Source organism: Lachnoclostridium phytofermentans (assembly GCF_000733755.1).
In the GTDB taxonomy this organism is placed as follows: Bacteria; Bacillota; Clostridia; order Lachnospirales; family Lachnospiraceae; genus Lachnoclostridium; species Lachnoclostridium phytofermentans_A.
This window is the reverse complement of the sequence record NZ_JPOF01000007.1, coordinates 271,524-291,663: the sequence shown is the minus strand read 5'-3', so window position 1 is coordinate 291,663 and position 20,140 is coordinate 271,524. Positions and strand designations below refer to the sequence as shown.

The 20,140-nt window shown below is 36.5% G+C and carries 15 protein-coding genes; 3 read left to right on the top strand and 12 right to left on the bottom strand.

The window, feature by feature from the left end:
* Positions 1 to 40: 40 nt before the first annotated feature.
* Positions 41 to 1,444 carry a rhamnulokinase gene (gene rhaB / locus CC92_RS0117225; RefSeq protein WP_029501405.1) on the bottom strand — a complete coding sequence of 468 codons (1,404 nt, stop codon included), beginning with the start codon at positions 1,442 to 1,444 and terminating at the stop codon, positions 41 to 43.
* Positions 1,445 to 1,681: 237 nt separating this feature from the next.
* Between rhaB and CC92_RS0117220 the strand changes: the two genes are divergently transcribed.
* Positions 1,682 to 2,620, top strand: a complete 939-nt coding sequence (locus CC92_RS0117220) for a sensor domain-containing diguanylate cyclase (RefSeq protein ID WP_051650568.1) — start codon at positions 1,682 to 1,684, stop codon at positions 2,618 to 2,620.
* A 235-nt stretch (positions 2,621 to 2,855) separates the two neighbouring features.
* Here the strand turns inward: CC92_RS0117220 and araA are convergent, their stop codons facing one another.
* From araA to CC92_RS21885, 8 genes are all read right to left on the bottom strand, one after another.
* Complete coding sequence (gene araA, locus CC92_RS0117215) at positions 2,856 to 4,352, bottom strand: L-arabinose isomerase (protein ID WP_029501407.1); 1,497 nt, start codon at positions 4,350 to 4,352, stop codon at positions 2,856 to 2,858.
* 11 nt (positions 4,353 to 4,363) lie between these two features.
* Positions 4,364 to 5,470 (bottom strand): GntR family transcriptional regulator, encoded by a 1,107-nt coding sequence (locus CC92_RS0117210; RefSeq protein WP_029501408.1) that lies wholly within the window; start codon positions 5,468 to 5,470, stop codon positions 4,364 to 4,366.
* A gap of 357 nt (positions 5,471 to 5,827) precedes the next feature.
* Positions 5,828 to 7,423: a xylulokinase gene (locus CC92_RS0117205; RefSeq protein WP_029501409.1), complete on the bottom strand. Its 1,596-nt coding sequence runs from the start codon at positions 7,421 to 7,423 to the stop codon at positions 5,828 to 5,830.
* A gap of 394 nt (positions 7,424 to 7,817) precedes the next feature.
* Complete coding sequence (locus CC92_RS0117200; protein WP_029501410.1) at positions 7,818 to 8,966, bottom strand: YibE/F family protein; 1,149 nt, start codon at positions 8,964 to 8,966, stop codon at positions 7,818 to 7,820.
* 201 nt (positions 8,967 to 9,167) lie between these two features.
* Positions 9,168 to 10,703 carry an alkaline phosphatase gene (locus CC92_RS0117195; protein ID WP_029501411.1) on the bottom strand — a complete coding sequence of 512 codons (1,536 nt, stop codon included), beginning with the start codon at positions 10,701 to 10,703 and terminating at the stop codon, positions 9,168 to 9,170.
* Positions 10,704 to 10,928: 225 nt separating this feature from the next.
* On the bottom strand, positions 10,929 to 12,347 hold the full coding sequence (locus CC92_RS0117190; RefSeq protein WP_029501412.1) for a flotillin family protein: 1,419 nt from the start codon (positions 12,345 to 12,347) through the stop codon (positions 10,929 to 10,931).
* Complete coding sequence (locus tag CC92_RS0117185; protein ID WP_051650569.1) at positions 12,332 to 12,973, bottom strand: hypothetical protein; 642 nt, start codon at positions 12,971 to 12,973, stop codon at positions 12,332 to 12,334. The genes CC92_RS0117190 and CC92_RS0117185 overlap by 16 nt, the downstream gene beginning before the upstream one ends.
* Positions 12,974 to 13,038: 65 nt before the next feature.
* On the bottom strand, positions 13,039 to 13,599 hold the full coding sequence (locus CC92_RS21885; RefSeq protein ID WP_051650570.1) for a DUF1836 domain-containing protein: 561 nt from the start codon (positions 13,597 to 13,599) through the stop codon (positions 13,039 to 13,041).
* Between the two features lie 397 nt (positions 13,600 to 13,996).
* Here CC92_RS21885 and CC92_RS0117175 point away from each other — a divergent pair, with 397 nt between their 5' ends.
* The gene (locus CC92_RS0117175) at positions 13,997 to 14,557 is read left to right on the top strand and encodes an RNA polymerase sigma factor (protein ID WP_029501415.1); all 561 of its coding nucleotides are present in this window, start codon (positions 13,997 to 13,999) and stop codon (positions 14,555 to 14,557) included.
* Positions 14,554 to 15,480 carry a hypothetical protein gene (locus tag CC92_RS0117170; protein WP_029501416.1) on the top strand — a complete coding sequence of 309 codons (927 nt, stop codon included), beginning with the start codon at positions 14,554 to 14,556 and terminating at the stop codon, positions 15,478 to 15,480. The genes CC92_RS0117175 and CC92_RS0117170 overlap by 4 nt, the downstream gene beginning before the upstream one ends.
* Positions 15,481 to 15,659: 179 nt before the next feature.
* Here CC92_RS0117170 and CC92_RS0117165 read toward each other — a convergent pair whose 3' ends face one another.
* From CC92_RS0117165 to aspS, 3 genes are all read right to left on the bottom strand, one after another.
* Entirely contained in the window at positions 15,660 to 16,619 is a 960-nt protein-coding gene (locus CC92_RS0117165; RefSeq protein WP_029501417.1) for a tocopherol cyclase family protein, read from the bottom strand.
* Positions 16,620 to 16,746: 127 nt separating this feature from the next.
* Positions 16,747 to 17,874: an SGNH/GDSL hydrolase family protein gene (locus CC92_RS0117160; RefSeq protein ID WP_029501418.1), complete on the bottom strand. Its 1,128-nt coding sequence runs from the start codon at positions 17,872 to 17,874 to the stop codon at positions 16,747 to 16,749.
* A 130-nt stretch (positions 17,875 to 18,004) separates the two neighbouring features.
* Positions 18,005 to 19,330 (bottom strand): aspartate--tRNA(Asn) ligase, encoded by a 1,326-nt coding sequence (gene aspS / locus CC92_RS0117155; protein ID WP_029501419.1) that lies wholly within the window; start codon positions 19,328 to 19,330, stop codon positions 18,005 to 18,007.
* Between the last annotated feature and the right edge of the window lie 810 nt (positions 19,331 to 20,140).

Genomic DNA, 20,140 nt, shown 5'->3' with positions numbered 1-20,140 from the left:
TTTTTTTCACTCTCTTTTTCGCTTACATTGTTACCCATGTCTATGCTTCAAATTTATTAATTTCAAAGGAATCGAATACGGCTTCTCTTGCCACAGCAACAGAATCAAAAACTTCAGTGCCAATCATCTGTGCTAAGATATTTCCTATTGCAGTTGCTTCTGTAGGACCAGCGTATACTGTTTTTCCAGTGGCTTTCGCTGTCAATTCATTCAGATAGTGGGCATTACATCCACCACCTACAATATGAATGCTATTATAATGATGCTGTGATAGGTTCTCTAATTCTTCCACCGTCTTACCGTAACAATCTGCCAAGCTCTGATAGATGACAGTAGCAATTTCTCCCGGTGTTTGTGGTACCTTTTGATTCGTTGCTTCACAATAGTTTTTAATAGACTGTATCATGTTCTCAGGTGAAAGAAACGTATCATCATTAACATCAACCCGTGATGGGAAATTATTACACTCACTAGCCAACTCACAAAGCTTCGCAAATGAATATTCATCGTTAAATTCCTTTTTCACAGATTGTATCATCCAAAGTCCCATAATATTTTTTAAGTAACGGTATCGATAATCAAATCCACCCTCATTTGTTAAATTTGCAAGACGGCTCTTTTCTGAGCAATCTGCTTTTCTTTGCTCTATTCCCATAAGCGACCAGGTACCAGAGCTTATGTACAAGGTTTGCTCTTCATTGCTTGGTACCGATAATACAGCAGAACCCGTATCATGAGTTGCTGGTAACATTACGGTTAAGTCATAGCCTATTTCTTCCCTAATTTCCTCGGTTACCGGACCAAGCTCTTCTCCTGCAGTCCGTATTGCTTTGAATATTTCTTTTGGATAACCCAGGCTAGAGATTAATTCATAATCCCATTGCTTGGTTTTTGGATTCACCAATTGTGTTGTTGTTGCATTCGTATATTCTACTGCTTTCTTACCTGTTAATAAGAAATTGAAATAGTCTGGTATTAATAAAAAGTTCCTCGCACTCTCTAAATATTCTGGGTGTTGTTGCTTGATAGCCATCAATTGATAGATGGAGTTAAATGGTTGTTTCTGAATACCAGTTCTTGCATACAGTTCTTTCTCACTGATTACTTGGTATACCAATTCCTCCATACCTTTGGTTCGATCGTCTCGGTATCCAACGGTATTTCCAAGAATCTGATTTTTTTCATCTAGTAAAACAAAATCTACACCCCATGTGTCAATTCCCATATAACTTGGAGTTTTCCCAATCTCCTTGCATTTTTTGAGACCCTTCATAATCTCATCGAACAAATACGGTACATCCCAGCACAATTCATCGTCTTTCTTTGATAGCCCATTGGAAAAACGATGTACTTCTTCTAGTACGATTTTTCCCTCCTTAAGCCACCCTAAGATATGTCTTCCGCTGGATGCTCCAATGTCTACTGCCAGATAATAAGTTGTCATAATGAAACCCCCTTTACCTTGTATGATTGATTGGATACGGTGGACTATTATTGTCCTAATTTCATTATAGTATTGCAGGATAAAAAAGATAAGGACGTAGCTTCTAAGAATTACGTCCGTTTTTGCAGTAGATTGAATCCCTTGGAATTCTAAGTTGAACACTCTAAAATCTTGTGATAAAATAAAAATGTTAAAAACCGAGAAACATCACAAAGGAATTCAAGGAAGGAATTGCCGATGAATATCTCAATTGATCAAGATAAAGATAAGGATGAACTACTACAAGAATTATTACATTACAAGGAACGTTTTTCGATTGCTTTAAAAGCCTCCAAAATCTGTGTTTTTGAAGTTGACTTAGTGAATCAATTATATACATTCTTTGAAAACTCAGAGGATATCTTTGGTGTGTCTGGTGCTCAAATATTAGAGGACGTGAAAGCTTATAGCTTCCTAAGCCCACAGGAATATCAGAAAGCTGTGACAAACTATTTTTCACATCCAGAGGATGCTTCTGTAATAGATAATGCTTTCACTTGTATTTTACGAGGTGAATCAACAAGTTACAATGCAAGAATGAAAGCTGGGGATACTGAGTATATCTGGTGTAAACTTGATGTCACCCCCATATTAAAAAATGGAATTCCGATACATATGATTGGTGTTATCACTGATATTAGTAAGATGAAAGCAAAAGCCGATGAATTAGAGCAAAAAGTGTGCCTAGATAGCTTTACTGGTTTGTATAACAAAAATACCACGGTAAAACGTATCTCACGTATATTACATCACTTTTCTCACCAAAATCATGCATTAGTTTTAATAGATATTGATCATTTCAAAAAAATTAATGACACCTATGGTCATGTGGAAGGTGATAGAGTTCTTCTGTCAGTTTCTCATCATTTAAAGAAAGTCTTTCGTAAAACAGATGTGATTGGAAGATTTGGTGGTGATGAGTTTCTAATCTTAATTCGTGACATACCTGATCGTGATTTCCTACATGTGAAATTACACCAACTATTACAATATGAGGATTCTTGTCATCACATTACTATGAGTGTTGGTATATCTCTTTATTCAGAACAGTCTACAAATTTTAATGAATTATTTAATATGGCGGATAAAGCACTCTATATCTCGAAAAAAAGCAATAACACATTTACCATATACTAAGAAGAAAATTATACATTACTATTTTTTTTGAAACTACTGTCAAATCTACGAATTGATGAGATACAAAGCCAAAGAGACCGCCAAGCTGTGATTAAACTTTCGCTTAGCGGTCTTTTCATTATGAATTCAAGATTAGTATTTTAAAAATGCCACATTCATTACTCAATTCCTTACGAAGCTTACCACATTCATCTTTCAATTCCCTATGGATGACTTATTCATTCACAGTCTATTTCTAGCGATAACTGATAGAGTTCCAGCGTAGCTCATTTTTTAGATTTCGAATTGTTGTATCTTTATCAATATATACAGCTTCAATTCCCATTGCAGCAGCCCAGTCACCCATTTGCTCTGAAGTTAAATCATAAGAAAATGCAGTATGATGTGCACCACCAGCAAGAATCCAGCTTTCAGCACCAGTTGATAAATTAGGTTCTGGGGTCCAAAATGCTGTTGCTACAGGAAGTTTTGGCATCGGAATATCTTGCTTATGGCACTCAACATCATTGATGATTAAGCGGAAACGATTCCCCAAATCAACCAAGGAGGTAGCAACACCATGACCTGGCTTAGAGGTGAATACCAACCTAGCTGGATCGGTACGATTCCCCATGGTCAAAGGGCAAACTCGTATGGATGGTTTGTTGTCTGCTATCGTAGGGCAAACTTCCAACATATGTGCTTGTAAAATTCCTTCTTTTCCAGGCACTAGATTATAGGTATAATCCTCCATAAACGAGGTTCCTTTTGCATCTTTTGTACCAGCTGCCATAATCTTCATTAAACGAACCATTGCTGCGGTTTTCCAGTCTCCCTCCGCCCCAAAACCATAGCCCTTTTCCATCAGACGTTGGATAGCCAACCCTGGGAGCTGTTCTAAACCAGCTAACATCTCAAAGTTCGTTACAATTGCGTGATAATTCTTATCTTTTAAGAATTTTTCGAATCCTAACTCAATCTTTGCTTGTGCAGCCACATGCTTACGGAAATTAAGCTCGTCTCTACCATCTAAGATAATATCATATTTGCTGTAGTATTCTTCTACTAAGGTATCGATCTCTGCTTCTTTAATTTCCTGTACATATTCTGCGATGTCTGTAATGTTATAGGCATCAATTTCCCATCCAAATTTAATATGAGCTTCTACTTTATCGCCTTCGGTTACCGCTACATTTCTCATGTTATCTCCGACGCGAACTACACGAATATGACTGCTTTCCATAATACCAATTGCTGTTCTCATCCAGCTTGCAATACGTTTTAAAACATCCCTGTCTTCCCAAAAGCCTACGATAACTTTACGTTCTATTCCCATTCGGCTCACAATATGACCAAATTCACGGTCTCCATGTGCGGATTGATTTGTATTCATAAAGTCCATATCAATCGTATCATATGGAATTTCCTGATTAAACTGAGTATGTAAATGCATCAATGGCTTGCGATATTCTTGTAGTCCTAGAATCCATGACTTTGCTGGTGAAAATGTATGCATCCAGGTTATCACACCAGCACACTCTTCATCCTGATTTGCTTCATTGAATGTACGACGAATCGAAGCATTATCAATCAAGGTTGGCTTCCATACAATTTCAAATGGTAATAACCCAGATTGATTCATCCCTTCCACCATTTTTCTTGAGTGTTCTGCAACCACACGAAGACATTCGTCTCCATATAAATCCTGAGAACCAGTTGCGAACCAAAACTTGTAATTCTTGTTTGTACTCATCACTATACCTCCTATATTTGATTAAATCTTGACCTAGTGGACTCCCTGACAATAAGTTCCGGTTCAATTAGTCTTGTTATCATACTCTCCTCATCCGAAATTCCACGCATCTTCTCTAGTAGTAATTCTGCTGCCATCTCCCCGAGCTTTTCCTGAGGATGAGCTATTGTGGTTAGTCGTACTCTGCTATCTTGCGCGATTAATGAATTATCATAGCCGACTACTGATATATCTTTTGGTACCTCTAACCCTTTTGATCTTAAGGTTCTTATCACTTCAAGTGCAATTTGATCATTGTAACAGACAATACCATCCATAAGGACATGACGATCTACCATCATCGCAATCGTATTGGTTGGTTTACTGATACGATCCTCCGTATGAAACCAAATCACCATATCAGGATCATAAAGAATGCCTGCTTCTTGAAGAGCCTTTACATATCCCTTATGCCGTTCCTTCCCCTGACTATCATCCACTTTAAATACACCAGCAATATGTCGATGTCCAAGTTCAATTAGATGTTTGGTTAGCATATAGCCACCCTTACAATCATCCATTAAAATATGTGGTTTATCCTCCATCTGTGTAAAACACCCTTGAATAAAGACATAAGGAATTTTATATTGATCAAGTTCCTCATATAACTTAGCATGTTTACAATACATCTGGCTCTTACTTGGTTCTATGATAAGCCCCTCAATATCTTTGGTTAGAATATCCTCTAAACACTTTGCCTCATTGTTACGGCTGTTACCTGTGGTTTTTAAGATAATACTGTATCCATTTGCCGTCAGAATTCGATCTATCCCTTGAATTAGTCTTGGGAAGATATAATCGGATAGATAGGTCGTAATTACTGCAACATTTTTGGTACCAGCTCTTGTCTGCAATCGTTTGGAACAAAATGTTCCTCTACCATGCTCTGCTACTACAAACCCTTCGCTCTGAAGAATAGAGAGTGCCTGTCTGACCGTATGTCTACTAATCTTATACTGTGCTGATAGTTCATTCTCCGAAGGTAACTTCTCACCTTCTTTAATTCTTCCTGATACAATGTCTTCTCTCAGCTCTTCCATTAACGCATAATATTTCGTTTTACCTTTATCGATCTTCATTTCAACTCCATTCCTACGCTTGCATTAGTGTAACGGTATTTTCCTTCCTAATTACATCCTTATATTCATTATATTGCTTGTATGTTTTAAGATACAAGTTGTTTTTTTAAAAAAGAACAACACTGCTTGGTACGGTCTCAAAAGTGTTGTTCTTCCCTAATATTATTATATCTTTTACTTGTAATATACTGTTGTAATTTTCTGTTGTAATATAATGTTATAATATATTGTTGTAATACATTGTTGCGGAATTTATTGTTGTGGAATTTATTGTTGTAATTTATTGTTGGATTTTATTGTTGTAACCTACAGTTGAATTCTTACAGTTAAATTCTTACTGAGCATAATAAGAATCTCCTACAACAACTCCACTGCTTTTCGCTCAATTTCAAGACCTTTGATATATCGTTTGATGAACTGCTCAAATCCTTCTACATCATTTGGATCTGGCTGCATCTTGCTACCAGTCTTTCCCTCGAACACATGCTTAGAAAGATAATCATCTAATGTCTGACCTTCTGCTTTTCGAATCATATAAGAAGCTAAGATTGCAATTCCCCATGCTCCACCTTCCCCAGCGGTCTCCATAACAGATACAGGTACATTAATTGCACCAGCCATAATCTTTTGTCCAACATCTTTCGTCTTAAATAAACCACCATGACCATAAATCTCATCCAACTGTACCTGTTCTTGCTTAACCAGGATATCAAGACCTATCTTCAAAGCACCAAGTGCAGTAAACAGATGGACTCTCATAAAATTAGCAAGGTTAAACTTACTTTCTGGTGTTCTAACAAACAATGGGCGTCCCTCTTCAAAATGCGTAATGTGTTCTCCTGAAAAATAATTGTATGCCAGTAATCCACCACACTCTGCATCTCCCTCTAAGGCCTTATTATATAGAGTTGAGAATATCTTTGACATATCAGCTTCCATGCCCATTGCCAAAGCAAATTCTTTGAAGATTGAAACCCAGGCATTCAAATCAGAGGTACAGTTATTGCAGTGTACCATTGCTACAAGGTCTCCACTTGGGGTGGTCACAAGGTCAATTTCTTCGTATACTTTGGAAAGCTCTTTTTCTAGTACAGCCATTGCAAACACAGACGTACCTGCAGAAACATTACCTGTTCTCTTTGCAACGCTGTTGGTTGCCACCATACCCGTTCCGGCATCCCCTTCTGGAGGACAAAGCGGAATTCCTGCTTTTAATTTGCCTGAGACATCAAGAAGTTTTGCTCCATCTTCCGTTAATACTCCTGCTGACTCACCTGCAACTAATACTTTTGGAAGAATATCTTCTAACTTCCAAGGATATTGATAAGATGAAATTAGTTCATCAAATTGACCTATCATTCCTTTATTAAATTCTCTGGTCTGTATATCAATTGGAAACATTCCAGAAGCTTCTCCGACTCCTAATACCTTCTCCCCTGTAAGCTTCCAGTGAATATATCCTGCTAATGTTGTCTGGAATCTAATATCTTTTACATGAGATTCTCCATTTAAAATAGCCTGATATAGGTGGGCAATACTCCAGCGTTGTGGTATTTGATATTGAAATACTTTCGTCAACTGTTCAGATGCTGGTCCTGTAATTGTATTTCTCCAAGTCCGAAATGGTACAAGTAATTCTCCCGCTTCATCAAAAGCCATATAGCCATGCATCATGCCACTAAAACCAATAGCACCTATTGTTGTCAGCTCAACGCCATACTTTGCCATCACATCGTTTGTCATCTGTTCATAACTACCCTGAACGCCTCTCCAGATATCCTCCAGATGATAGGTCCATACATTATCAACATATTGATTTTCCCAGTCATGGCTTCCTGATGCAATTGGCTCATTTTCTTCATTCACTAAAACAGCTTTTATTCTTGTGGAACCAAGCTCTATTCCAAGTGTTGTTTTTCCTGTAAGAATCGCATCTTTCATTTCTTTACCCATACCATTCCTCCTAATTATGTATCATAATACTGTAATGTTTTCTATTATTTGAAATACATTCAATGCTTTCATAAATAGATTATTCTTGCAAAGGTGACTTCACACTGTAAAAGGAACACCTTCTATCGGAATTTATAGGTAATTTCTTATAGAACAATTATCTTACATAACATCATGTTCCGATAATTCATTTCCAATGCAAAAGGAGAACCTTTTATTAAAGCCATATTATCATTATACTGAATAGAAGTAAAGGATACAACTTGACTTTTTTAAGGTTCTCTCTTGTACGTACTTCTTGTTTTTATTTACATGAAAACGCTTATTTCTATCAAATCTATTCACATATCTGATACTACCAGAAAAAGTTGAGTAGCAAATCTATGTTGCACCCCTATCCTTTTTGATTATCCTCTGTTTTTTTTGTTAGTAAAATACCTGCCGCAATCGCTGTAAATGGAGCAACTAAAACAAGTCCAAAGCTACCTACCATCGTGTCTAAAATTTCTGAGGACACATATTTATAATTCAAAATATTATAAATCGGAGTGCCTTGTGCCATAAATACCATTAACAATGCAATATAGCCACCAGAATAAGCAAGAAGTAATGTTGTTGTCATGGTACCCATTGCAGCCCTGCCGACGTTCATACCAGACTTTATGGCTTCTCTTTTAGTAATATCCGGACATTTTTGTACCACCTCATTCACAGCACTTGTAATATCTACCGCCAAATCCATAATAGCTCCAGAGGAACCAATAAAAATGCTTGCCATAAAAATCTTAGTCAGACTAAGATGCTGATAGCCTGCATATAGTAGACTTTCGGAATTTGTCATAATCGCCCCATGAATTTTAAATTGATCTGTAAAGATGATACCTAAAATACAAGTAACTAAAATTCCCATAATAGCTCCAAGAGTCGCTGCTACAAACTTCTTATGAAATCCATACACTAAAGATATAATTAACGCCGTCAGAAAAATGGTTAGAAGTAATCCTGCAAAAATTGGGTTAATCCCTTTTAGATAAAGCGGAACTAATACCTTCCAAATTGATAAAATGGTAATCAGAAAGGATAGCACTGCCCTCACTCCGGTATCTTTTGCAAATAATACTAAGAAGAGAACAAAGGCTACCGCCAATATTATCTCTTTATTCATTCGATAATGGTCAATCATGTTAACAAACAGTACCTCATCGCCATCATAATCAATTACGACAAGGGCTTTATCCCCAGGTTCAAATATTTTGTCATTCTCAAGGGAACCATTCAATGTATTAATTCCTTCTACTATAGTCCCCTCAAACTTACCACCCAAAAGCTTTATTTCACACAACTGCTCTCCGGATCGAATTAATCCTGTATCAATAATTCGGTCATTATTGACACTAATGACCTTCGCGGTACAACGATCCGTTCCTTGATAGATAATTGCTCCTTCATACCCTGTTGGTATGAGAAATAGCACGATACATATCACAACGCTGACAAATACCGGAGCATAATAATTTTTCTTTTCCCTAGTCCAAGTCTTCATTGCACTTCTCCTCTAATTTTATACCACACTTGCTATTGATTAGATAAGGTAAGCAAACCCTTTTCGTCGTAGGTTTACAGACATCTTTTCTATAGGTTAAGCGTATCAATCCCTATAATAAGATCCAATGTTGCTAGAAAAGGGATGCCAAAAAGCATAGCCTTTCGCATCCCTCCTGTTTTCTATTTGCTTTTATTATCGCTATTTCACTTTTAATAAAGCGGCTAAATTATCATAGATTACTGTATTATCATAGTAACCCTCAAACATCTGGGAACCTTGCCCTTGTGCAAGTACAGCAACTGGAAGTCCAGTATGAGAATAAGAACTAAAGTTAACACCAGACTTATTGTTAAGAATATGAGTAATTGTTACAGTTAATGGCTCATAAGTACCATACATGATGTACTCACTTTGAGTATTCTCCTTAGCTGTATAACCCATTGTCTTATTATAAGCTTCTTTTATTAAGTTAAGTTCATACTCCGTTAGCACTAATTTTGGATTATTCTTTGCTGCTAGGTCAGAGGATGTCATCAAACCAAACAGTTTTTTAATATCTTTTAACACATTATTGAAGGTAGTATTATTTCTCTTATACTTTGCAACATATTCGCTGTCAAACTTTGCATAGGATATCTTCTGGTTTTCTAGATTTGTTAGGAATGTATCATAATTGGTTCCTGCATAGCCAATGGTTAATCCGCCAGTCTCATGATCTCCAGTTACAATAATTAGCGTTTCCTCTTTATGCTGATTATAAAAATCGATTGCCTTTTGTACCGCATCTGCTAAGGCTAACGTATCACTGATGGTAGAACCTGCATCATTAGCATGACATGCCCAGTCAATCTTACCGCCTTCTACCATCATGAAGAAGCCTTTCTCATTATCCAGCACTTCAATTCCTTTTTGTACGTAATCTGCCAATGACCATTCATTCTCTGTACGATCGAAATCATAAGATAAAGAGTCCGCATCAGCAAGGTTTTCACCGATAACGATTGCTTTTCCTGATTTGTCAGTTAATTTTTCTGCTTCTGCCTGTGTCTTTACCACCTTGTAACCAGCTTTTTGAGCCACCTTATAGATGTCTTCCTGATCACCATTCTTTCCTGTTGGTTGTAATAATGCACCACCAGCAAAATAATCAAATCCACTTTCCACCATTTGAAGTCCGATATCATAATACTGACTTCTGCTTGCTACTTTTGCATAATAAGCTGCTGGTGTAGCATGATTTAAATTAACGGAAGTGATAATTCCTACTTTATAACCAAGCTGTTTTTTTACTTTCTCAGTTATTGTCTCAAATTCTATTTTCTTAGTCTCATCCATGTTGATTGTTCCACTGTAGGTTTTATTTCCAGTCGATAATGAAGTGGCTGTAGATGCGGAATCTGGACAAAACGAGGTAGAATCGTATGTAACAGCAGAGCCTGCCACATCAAAATTCATAAAGTTTAGATATTCATTTCCTAATAGTATGTTACTTTTTTGGTCTTGTTTTAAGGCCCCTAAATAGCTGGATGCAATTTGAATCTGTGGATAACTCATTCCATCACCAATGAACATAAACACATACTTTGGTGTTTTCACTCCGTTCGGTACTACAACATTTGTTTCTTTTGCAGAAACCGCTTCTGCAGGTAACTTGGATGCTCCTACATAGGCACCTGATAGAAGTAAAGTAGACGCAAGAACTGCTGCTCCGAGCTTTTTTAAAAATCTTTTCATATTGACCTCCCTAGTATTATAGATTATCTAATTACATCTTTATCCTAATACGGGTTTGTCAAAAGTTTAGATACTTAACAGTAAAACTTACGTAAAAAATTAGTGCTACTAGCTCTACCTCTTTGCCACTCTGAGGTATTTTAAAAGAATCTAAACTCCTGCTACAAAAAAGGAAGTCCCCCCGCTGTAAGCGGAGGGCTTCCTTGTTATGGTTAATAACCGTTTCTACTTTTCTTCCGTTTTTTCTACTGTAACGGTATTCTCTGCTGCAACAGCCTCATCCAAATTATCTAAATCTTTTCCTAAGAAAGTTGGTAATTCCATTCCTGCCATCTTAAACATCTCGTTCATTGGTGGAATTGATTTTAACATTCCGGATAGAAAATTCGCTGTAGTAGGGCTTCCGTCTTTACCCCCCATACCGTCCCAAACAGTAACCTTATCAATCTTAAGATTCTTGATTGCTTCCACTTGTATCTTCACAATTTCTTCTAACTTATCTGCAATTAAAAGTTTTACTGCATCATTTGTGTCACCGCCAGCAGATTTTACAATTTCTGCAAAACCAGCAGCCTGTTTTGTTAAGATTTCCTGAACACCCTTTGCTTCTGCTGCCATCTTAGCATAGATAGCATCTGCCTCACCTTGTGCTCTACGTCTAATCTGTTCAGCTTCTGCCTCTGCCTGTAATTCCTTCTGTCTCTTTGCGATTTCTGTCTTAACAATGACATCAGCCTCTAACGCTGCCTGCTCACGAGCAAAACGAGTCTTTTCTGCCTCTTCTTCTGCTGCATACGCTTCCTGTAACGCTTTTGCCGCTTGAATCTTTTCTGCCGCTGTGGAACGACGTAAGGCTTCCGCTCTCTTTTCATTTAAGGTAGCTTCCGATTCTGCAACAGAAGCCCTTGCCTCATTTTCTCCCTTGATAGCCTCGGAATCAGCCAGCGAAACATGTACACGCTGATCTCTCTTTGCATTTGCTTCACCGATTGCACCCAAACGATCTGCTTCCGCTACCGAAATCTTAGCGTCATTAATTGCTTTCGCTGCTGCTTCTTTTCCTAAAGCAGATATGTAGCCAGACTCATCTGTAATATCTGTTACGTTTACGTTAATCAGACGAAGACCTATTTTCTTTAATTCGCTTTCTACGTTATTCGATACCGCAGCCAGGAATTTATCACGGTCTGTGTTAATTTCTTCGATATCCATGGTTGCAATGACAAGACGTAACTGACCAAAGATAATGTCCTTTGCTAATTCCTGAATCTCTACAAGCTTTAGTCCTAATAAACGTTCAGCCGCATTTTGCATAACACCAGGTTCCGTTGAAATACCAACCGTAAAACGAGATGGAACATCAATACGAATATTTTGTTTTGATAATGCATTCTTTAGATCAACCTGTATGGACATTGGAGTTAAATCAAGATATTCATAGGACTGAATAACCGGCATGATAAATGCTGCACCACCATGAATACACTTTGCACTACGATAGGTGCCGTCCTTATTCGAACCAACCTTACCATAAACAACTAAGATCTTGTCGGAAGGACATTTGCGGTATCTTGATAATATAACCACCACTGAGGTAAACAAGAATACTGCTATCACTGTGAGTAAAATTACGAATGGATCCATTTTGAAATTCCTCCTTTTTTCTCTATTGTTTCATCACTTTCATGACTAACAACCAATACTGTCTGCTCATCGATGGCTTCGATGACACGAATATATTCCCCGGTCTTTAGTTCTCTATCTTCCGAGGTAATTGCAGAAAGTTCACAAAGTCTTTCCTGTACTGTTACCATAACTTTGCCTGTACCTCCACGATTCGCAGGAATTGGAATATAGACTTCACCAGTTTTTCCTACTGCATTTTCAAGGGATAACGTACCGTTATTCTGTAGTTTAAATGCAAATTTAAATAGATATGCGATTCCAAATAAAGCTGCACTTCCTGCAAGTAATGATAAAATGATTGCTAAGGCTTCAGAACCATTCGCATTATCAACTGCGATTCCAGTCCACCCGCCTACTGCAAAAAAAGCCACAATTCCTCGAATGGTAAATAACGACAATCCGTCGGAACCGTCTAGGGCACCGGAACTAATATCATCTACATCATCAGCGATTTCTACATCGTCGCCATCCCCTATTCCAAAGAATAACAAAATGGTCTGTAATACCATTACTACAGTCGCTGGTATCGCAACTGTAGCAAATACCTGACTCATCTGACTTAAACTATCCCACCATTCTTTCATAGTAACCTCAATTCTAGCGCTTTTTCGCTTATTGTTATCATAATTAAAAAACTATCATGATCCCCTTATTCTTTCATAATATCAGCAAAAATCAAATCCGCTTCACGCTTTACAATCGCTGAAGCATAGTACACTAGGATAATCTTTAGAACATTGACTAATCTTTTTTTTGCACCTTCATACGGCTCAACATATGTACTTAGTTTTTTAAATATTTCTTTTTCTAATTCTTTTGGTGTAAGAATGATATCATAATCAATGTTATCTAACATATCACAGACACAATGATATAATTCTGCTTCTGATATCAGTAGCGTTTCCTCACTATCTCCAAACTCTTTCTTTTTCAAATAATTGAATAACTTAGCAATATGATCGAGTTTCATCACATCCCGTAACATATGGATAAGTAGGATACTTGCTAATTGGTTCTCCGAATAACGCTTATCGATCGGATTTTTTACCCAGCCTCGGTTAATCCAGTTTTGAATCGTTGTGGTATCCAGTCCAGTAATCTCTCTAACCTGAGCTAACATCAAGCCTTTTGTAACACGAAATACGCCAAAAAACTCTCTTGAAGTTAGATTATGTCGCTCAATTACTGTCCCTGGAAAACTAATTCCCATTTCTTCACCTCCAGTTTACACGACCTTACATATAATGTCTATCTTTTCCTTTCCTGTAATTAAATTTTACCAGCCATTCATATGAATGTCAATCACTGTCATGCTAATTTAATCGAAGCTTAATCTGGTATTAAATCATTTTCGAGTAAACTTTAAATACTTTTTAATCTTAAAATAGCTGGCGCTCTCTCTGTATATTTAATCTATGGGAATCTTATTAACATCGGAGCAAAATTCCAAGAGCATCCTCTATGTATACACTTACTAGCTAACTTTAATTTTGTGAATTTTATTATATTTTTTGTTATAATAAAAATAACAAATCTATTTTTATGTTGTCTATATTAGTGAAGGCATAAATGTATATCGATCACAAATCATGAAAGGAGGTAATCCAATGAAAGACAGTGAGATTATAGACCTTTATTATCAAAGAAGTGAAGAAGCAATCACAAAGTCAGCTGATAAATATGGCTCCTATTGCTTTTCCATCGCTCATAATATTCTATTAAATCGTGAGGATTCAGAAGAATGTGTGAATGATACTTGGCTAAAGGCATGGAATGCTATTCCTCCATTATACCCGACTCATTTTTCTTCTTTTTTAGCAAAGATTACACGGAATTTATCTTTTAACAAATATAAAGCAAGAAAAACAATGAAACGCGGGAATGGGGAAACTCCTCTTGCACTCGATGAATTGTTAGAATGCGTTCCTTCCGGAAATAGCCCAGAAAAAATTATGGAAGATACTGAACTGATTCAATCCATTAATTTATTTTTAGGTAGCTTACCGAAACGAGAACGAAGCATTTTTATACGAAGGTACTGGGCAGTAGAATCAATGACTACAATTGCTACCCGCTTTCATATGAAAGAAAATAACGTCAGAGCTAGTCTATTTCGTAGCCGTAATAAATTAAAAGAATATTTAGAAAAGGAGGGAATTTCACTATGAAAAATGAACGCTTATTTACTGCAATTGGTGGTATCGAGGAATCTTATATTGAACAAAGCGAACGTCCTATTAACCAAAAAAACTTCATTGTGAAATATGGTTCTATAGCAGCTTGCTTTGGAATCGTTGCCCTATGCAGTTTTCTTCTACTTCGCTCACCAAATGATAAAACTTGGCCGATCAAAGAAATATCAAGAACGAACTCATCCACGGAGATAGGTAAAATACCAACTTGGGATGAATTAACCATCAGTGAAAAATATCCGGAGTTACCTTTCAACAATACAATTTATAGTACAACCGTAAATTCCATTGAGAAAGATAACATTGGTGACCTTCTAACGGAAGTCACTCTAACAGGCATAGAGCAGCAAACTGGAACACAACATCAAATCAATGCTTCTGTTTTTGCTATCAATGGTATCTCTACGGATACTGCAGTCGCTATTTCGTTTGAGGGAAATAACGAGTGGTATACCTACATTAATCCATATTATCAACCCGATACGCTTTCACAGTTTTTAGAGGATCTAAATCTTAAGCATATCATTTCCTTTGGTTCTGCTTGGTATCAAGCCCCAAAAAACAATGGGGAGTATGCCTTAATAGAATTTGTAAACCTAGAGGATATAACGGTCTGGGAAATGTTACTTTCTGATACCACACTACCTGCGATAAAAGATTTCGATTCGCATAATTTTGCGTCGCTTATGAGTATCAGTGTAGATATCCCTCTGCTTGGTTATCACAATATTAGTTTAAGTGTTACAGAGGATGGATACCTTACGACTAATATTTTAGATACTGGTAAAGCTTTTTTCCTTGGCACGGAAAAAGTAAATCAATTTGTTACCTATGTACTAGAGAATTGTGAAGGATATGAAATTGTGTATACCAATGACGGAACTGGGGTTGCAGAATAAATTTTATCGATTTACGGTGCTAAAAGCGCACCTTTTATGAGAAATAGCTTCGCATTTTCTCATAAGTTATATTATCGGAACTAAAGGCATGTTCCGATAATCTTTTATAAACTCCCTTTGCATTTCAACCTCAGATTTGATGCAAAGGGAGTTTAATTTTCATATCTCTATCATGCACGCTAACCTTTCATAATCACATGTTCATAGCCTGCTTTATTGCTTATAATCTCAAAGAGAAGTTTTCCATCCTCATACAGGCGGTATCTAACCTTGCATGCCACACTCTCCTTAATCCATCTCCTCATCGCGCCTTTCCTAGGTGCCTGTAACGAATGTGGCTGGTGCTTCATCACAGTGACTTCAAGCAAATACTTTCCCTGAATGACTGAGAATCCTTTTTTAGAATAGGAAACAATTTTTCCACCAAGATAAGTTGCGATTCGATACTCCTTTCCTCGATACCAGATTGCACAAATACAACCTACAAATGTAGTTGATAGCAATGGTAATTCTGCAACTGATGCCATGATACTGCCTACCGATGGCTTTTTGAAACTACATTGGGTCCATAAATAAGAGGTAGGGAACGAATGTCCTCGATCCTTTTCAATATACCCTAACCCATCTCGAAAATCAAATCTCTTTCCATTGATAACAATCGTCCCATATACTCCATGGAGCATACTCACAACCTCATGCTTACAAGGAAGAAATGGTACATAATCATAGTAGCCCATAATAGAATATCGTAGTGGGTGAAATACAGAGCCATTTGGCTTTACTAATGCCCCTAATACAATGTCAGGTTTCATTTTAGCAGGTGTTTTCTTTGTAAAGAATAGTCGTCCAGTAACTGTTAATTCTTTCGTATGAAGATTTATCCTTGCACCACTTTCTGTAAATATACTTTTTCCAAGCTTCACAAAAAATCTCCGCTTACTCGCATAAAAATCTTTATATGGAAAAGAGAAGGAATATGCCCCTTCTTTTGATATGATTTGAATATTGGAACTCTTAGTTCCATGCTCATCAATATGAAAGGAAGGAATGATTGCTATGGTTTCCTCCTCATTTTGTTGTTTGATATACCATCCTTCAAAGTAAGAGGATTTCTTTTTATCTCCATAAAAATATTTCATAAGCTAATTCAGTTCCTTCCTACTAAAATCATAAAAATTCCTCTCGTACTAATGTCTCTCAGATTTCTATAATTTATTCAGAATCTGTTACTACTAAATAATCTTCTTTCGTTTAAATCCATGGAAGCTATCTCTCAGGCTTTGATAACCTATTTAAAATTTCTTCACTTATTATAGTAGCCACACGTTCATGAGCTTTTTTTCCTGGGTGATATCTTGCACCAACTTCCTTTTCTTCCATATTGGGTAGCTCAAGCAAGGAAACTCTATAGTCTTCGCACTCTGTTTGGTAGGTATGGATAGAATTTTGTAAGGAAGATAACAGTGAATTCCCGAGAATTCCATAAACCCAGAGTAAGTAAGCGTTTGGATTTAATCTTCTAAGTTTTCTTAAAAATGCTCGAACTGTCCATTCAAAGCGTTCTAGATCCTCTTCCTGATAGGAACCATCCTCATTCTTTCTTTCCTTAAATGTTTCACCTGTTTGTTCATCTCTCCATTCTGGCTGTTCAAATGCTCCACCATCGTTTGTGCCAAGATTTATTACGATTATATCTGGTTGCCAAGCTTGAAAGTCATTCTTTTCATGTGCTCCGAGCGCTGTATTTCTCTCTCCCTTTAATGGCCCGCAGACTTTATCATAGATTGGAGGAATTGCTCCATAAGGATTGTTATTCCAACTAGAGACTACACCCCAACCACTTTGGGATATAATTCGAACATCAGCATCTATTTTATTTGCTAATAGTGTTGCATAATTATATTGAGAACTAAACCACATAGAAATCCAGTCCTCTTCACACACCGCGCCAATAGCCCCTTCTCCAGACGTTATACTATCCCCTATCACTTCTAATTTAAATTTTCGCTCTTTCACTGGATAGAATTCACCGTCTAATTCAAAAGAGTATAATTGAAGACAATGCTTTTCATCATCTGGCATTGCTTGAACATCTTTAACAAGTCGGATATTCTTTATCACTTTTGGGTTCATGTTACGAAATAGGCATATTTTTTGCATTCCCTTCAATACCATCTGCCTACTTATCACTTCACCATTCACCAAGATACTAATCCAAGGTTCAAAACAATCGTAATCTGAATATAATTCAACCCAAACTTCTGAACCAGATACATTAACCTCAATTCCACTTCCCGTCCAAAAAAAAGTTAACGGATTTCTTTCCTTTGTTGTTCTTCCATGAATCTTATAATGCTCCACCCCATCGAATGGAACCTTTCTTATATTCCCCATCGTATTTCTCCTTACATTATAAACCACCATTTTATTCCATAATATTATCCTGGAATATGAATGTCAAGTCATACTCGCCATATTATATCATATATAAAATATTGCAATCTAATGTTGACTTAAATCTATCTTAAGGCAGTAAGCGATTTATATCCCTTGGGAATAGTGTTGCATATCGAACATTAATATAATTACAAAGTTTACTTGTAAATCGTTCCAAGCCTAGGCCTAAGCCACCGTGTGGAGGCATACCATATCGGTGCATCATTAAATAACTTTGAAAATCTTCCACATTCATTCCTCTCTTTTTAAGTTTCTCAACCTGCTCTTCATAAGTATGGATCCTTTGACCGCCTGTTGTTATCTCTAAACCACGAAATAGAAGGTCAAAGCTTAAAGTTTCTTTTTTATTTTCAGGGTCATCCATAGCATAAAACGGCCTCTTACTACTTGGGTAATGAGTAACAAACACAAACTCACTCCCGGTTGTCCTCTCAATGATTTCACAAAGAAGCTTCTCTTCCTCCGGTTCAAAGTCAGTCATATCACGTATTGTTCGATTATATTCCTTCGCTACCAACTCCTTTGCTTCTATAAACTTTATTGATGGAATTTCTTTTATTACTGGTATGGTTATATTTAATAGAGATAACTCATTTTGATAATTATTCATTAGGAAATGAAGCGTAGCTTGTAACATACTTGTTTCCATCTGCATTATTTCTTCAAAGCTTTCGATGTACCCCATTTCAAAGTCAACACTGGTATATTCATTTAGATGTCTTGAAGTATCGTGTTTTTCTGCACGGAATACAGGAGCTATTTCATATACTCGTTCAAACACTCCTACCATCATTTGTTTGTAAAATTGAGGACTTTGAGCAAGATATGCTTCTTTTCCAAAATAATTTAAGGAAAAAATATTCGCACCACCTTCTGCTCCCATCTGAACTATTTTAGGACTATGAATCTCTGTAAATTTTTGTTCACTTAAGAATTTACGAAATCCCATCGCGATTCCTTCTTGTAACTTAAAAATTGCCCTTTCTCTTTCATTTCGTAATGTTATCGGGCGGTAGTTTAGAAGCGTATCAATAGAAGCCTCGACCCTCTTATTATGAATTACCACAGGAGATTCCTCAAATGGTTTTGATAATACTTCAATAGAAAGTAAATGAAGCTCATAACCTACCCTAGAACGTTCTTCCAATACTACCTTTGCTTCTATCTTCACAGTGGATTCTTCCATTAGTTCCTCCAGTGCAAATGTTGAAAATTCTTCTGAGTAGATGCATTGAACTACCGATCTCTTCGTCCGTAATAATACAAATGAAAATCCACTCATTTTTCTTATTTTGTAGATACTTCCATGTAATGTAACATTCTTACCAATATAATTCTTTAATTCTTCAGCTTCAATTTCATTCTTAATCATATTTGGTTTTATCGTATTCATAAAATCCCTCCTAGTTTTTAGATAAGTCACTTTCCTTTATTTTTTTTGAGTTATTCCAAAACAAATGATTGTTGCACACCATATAGGTAGAATTTTAAGAAAGAAAGATAATTATTAAACTGTAAAAATGCGAAAAGGACCACATTCGTAATAATTACCAATGTGGTCCTTCCCAAATCAACTTTTTTATTTAACCTAGGTCTATTCAAAGGAGACAGCGTCCCATCTCCCCATAAAAAAGCCGACATCAAATCCTCCACATAGGTGCAACACTTTTAGCGCTTACACCTATGATGAAATGAAAACCGTCGGCTATCAAGATCATTCAAAGTTGCAAGCGCTATCTATCATCGTCCCTATTTAGAATTGACATCGGACTTATCAACATAATAGATACCTTCCTTTTTCTTTTAATCCCAACCATATATTACTTACCTAATATTTGGTCATGATTATTAGCACATAATGTACCACTTTAATTTTAATATGTCAACCTTAAAATCATATCACTTGTGTCCTAATATAAATTACAAGGCTTATGTCCTGAATATATTACATGACTTATGTTCACTCTTATTACATGACTGATATTGAAAAATTCTTGACATTATTATATAACTATGGTAATAATAATTATGTAAATATTGTCAGTTTTTCGATACGCAGACGTATCAGAAGGGAAAGGTGTTTCTAATGATGAATAAAAATGTTGAGGTCTTTATCAAATAAACAATACTTCGTAACCTTTCATGATCTTGTATGTGTAATAGGCAATGTAGAATAGTATCTGCAAACTTTGCTTAACCAAAC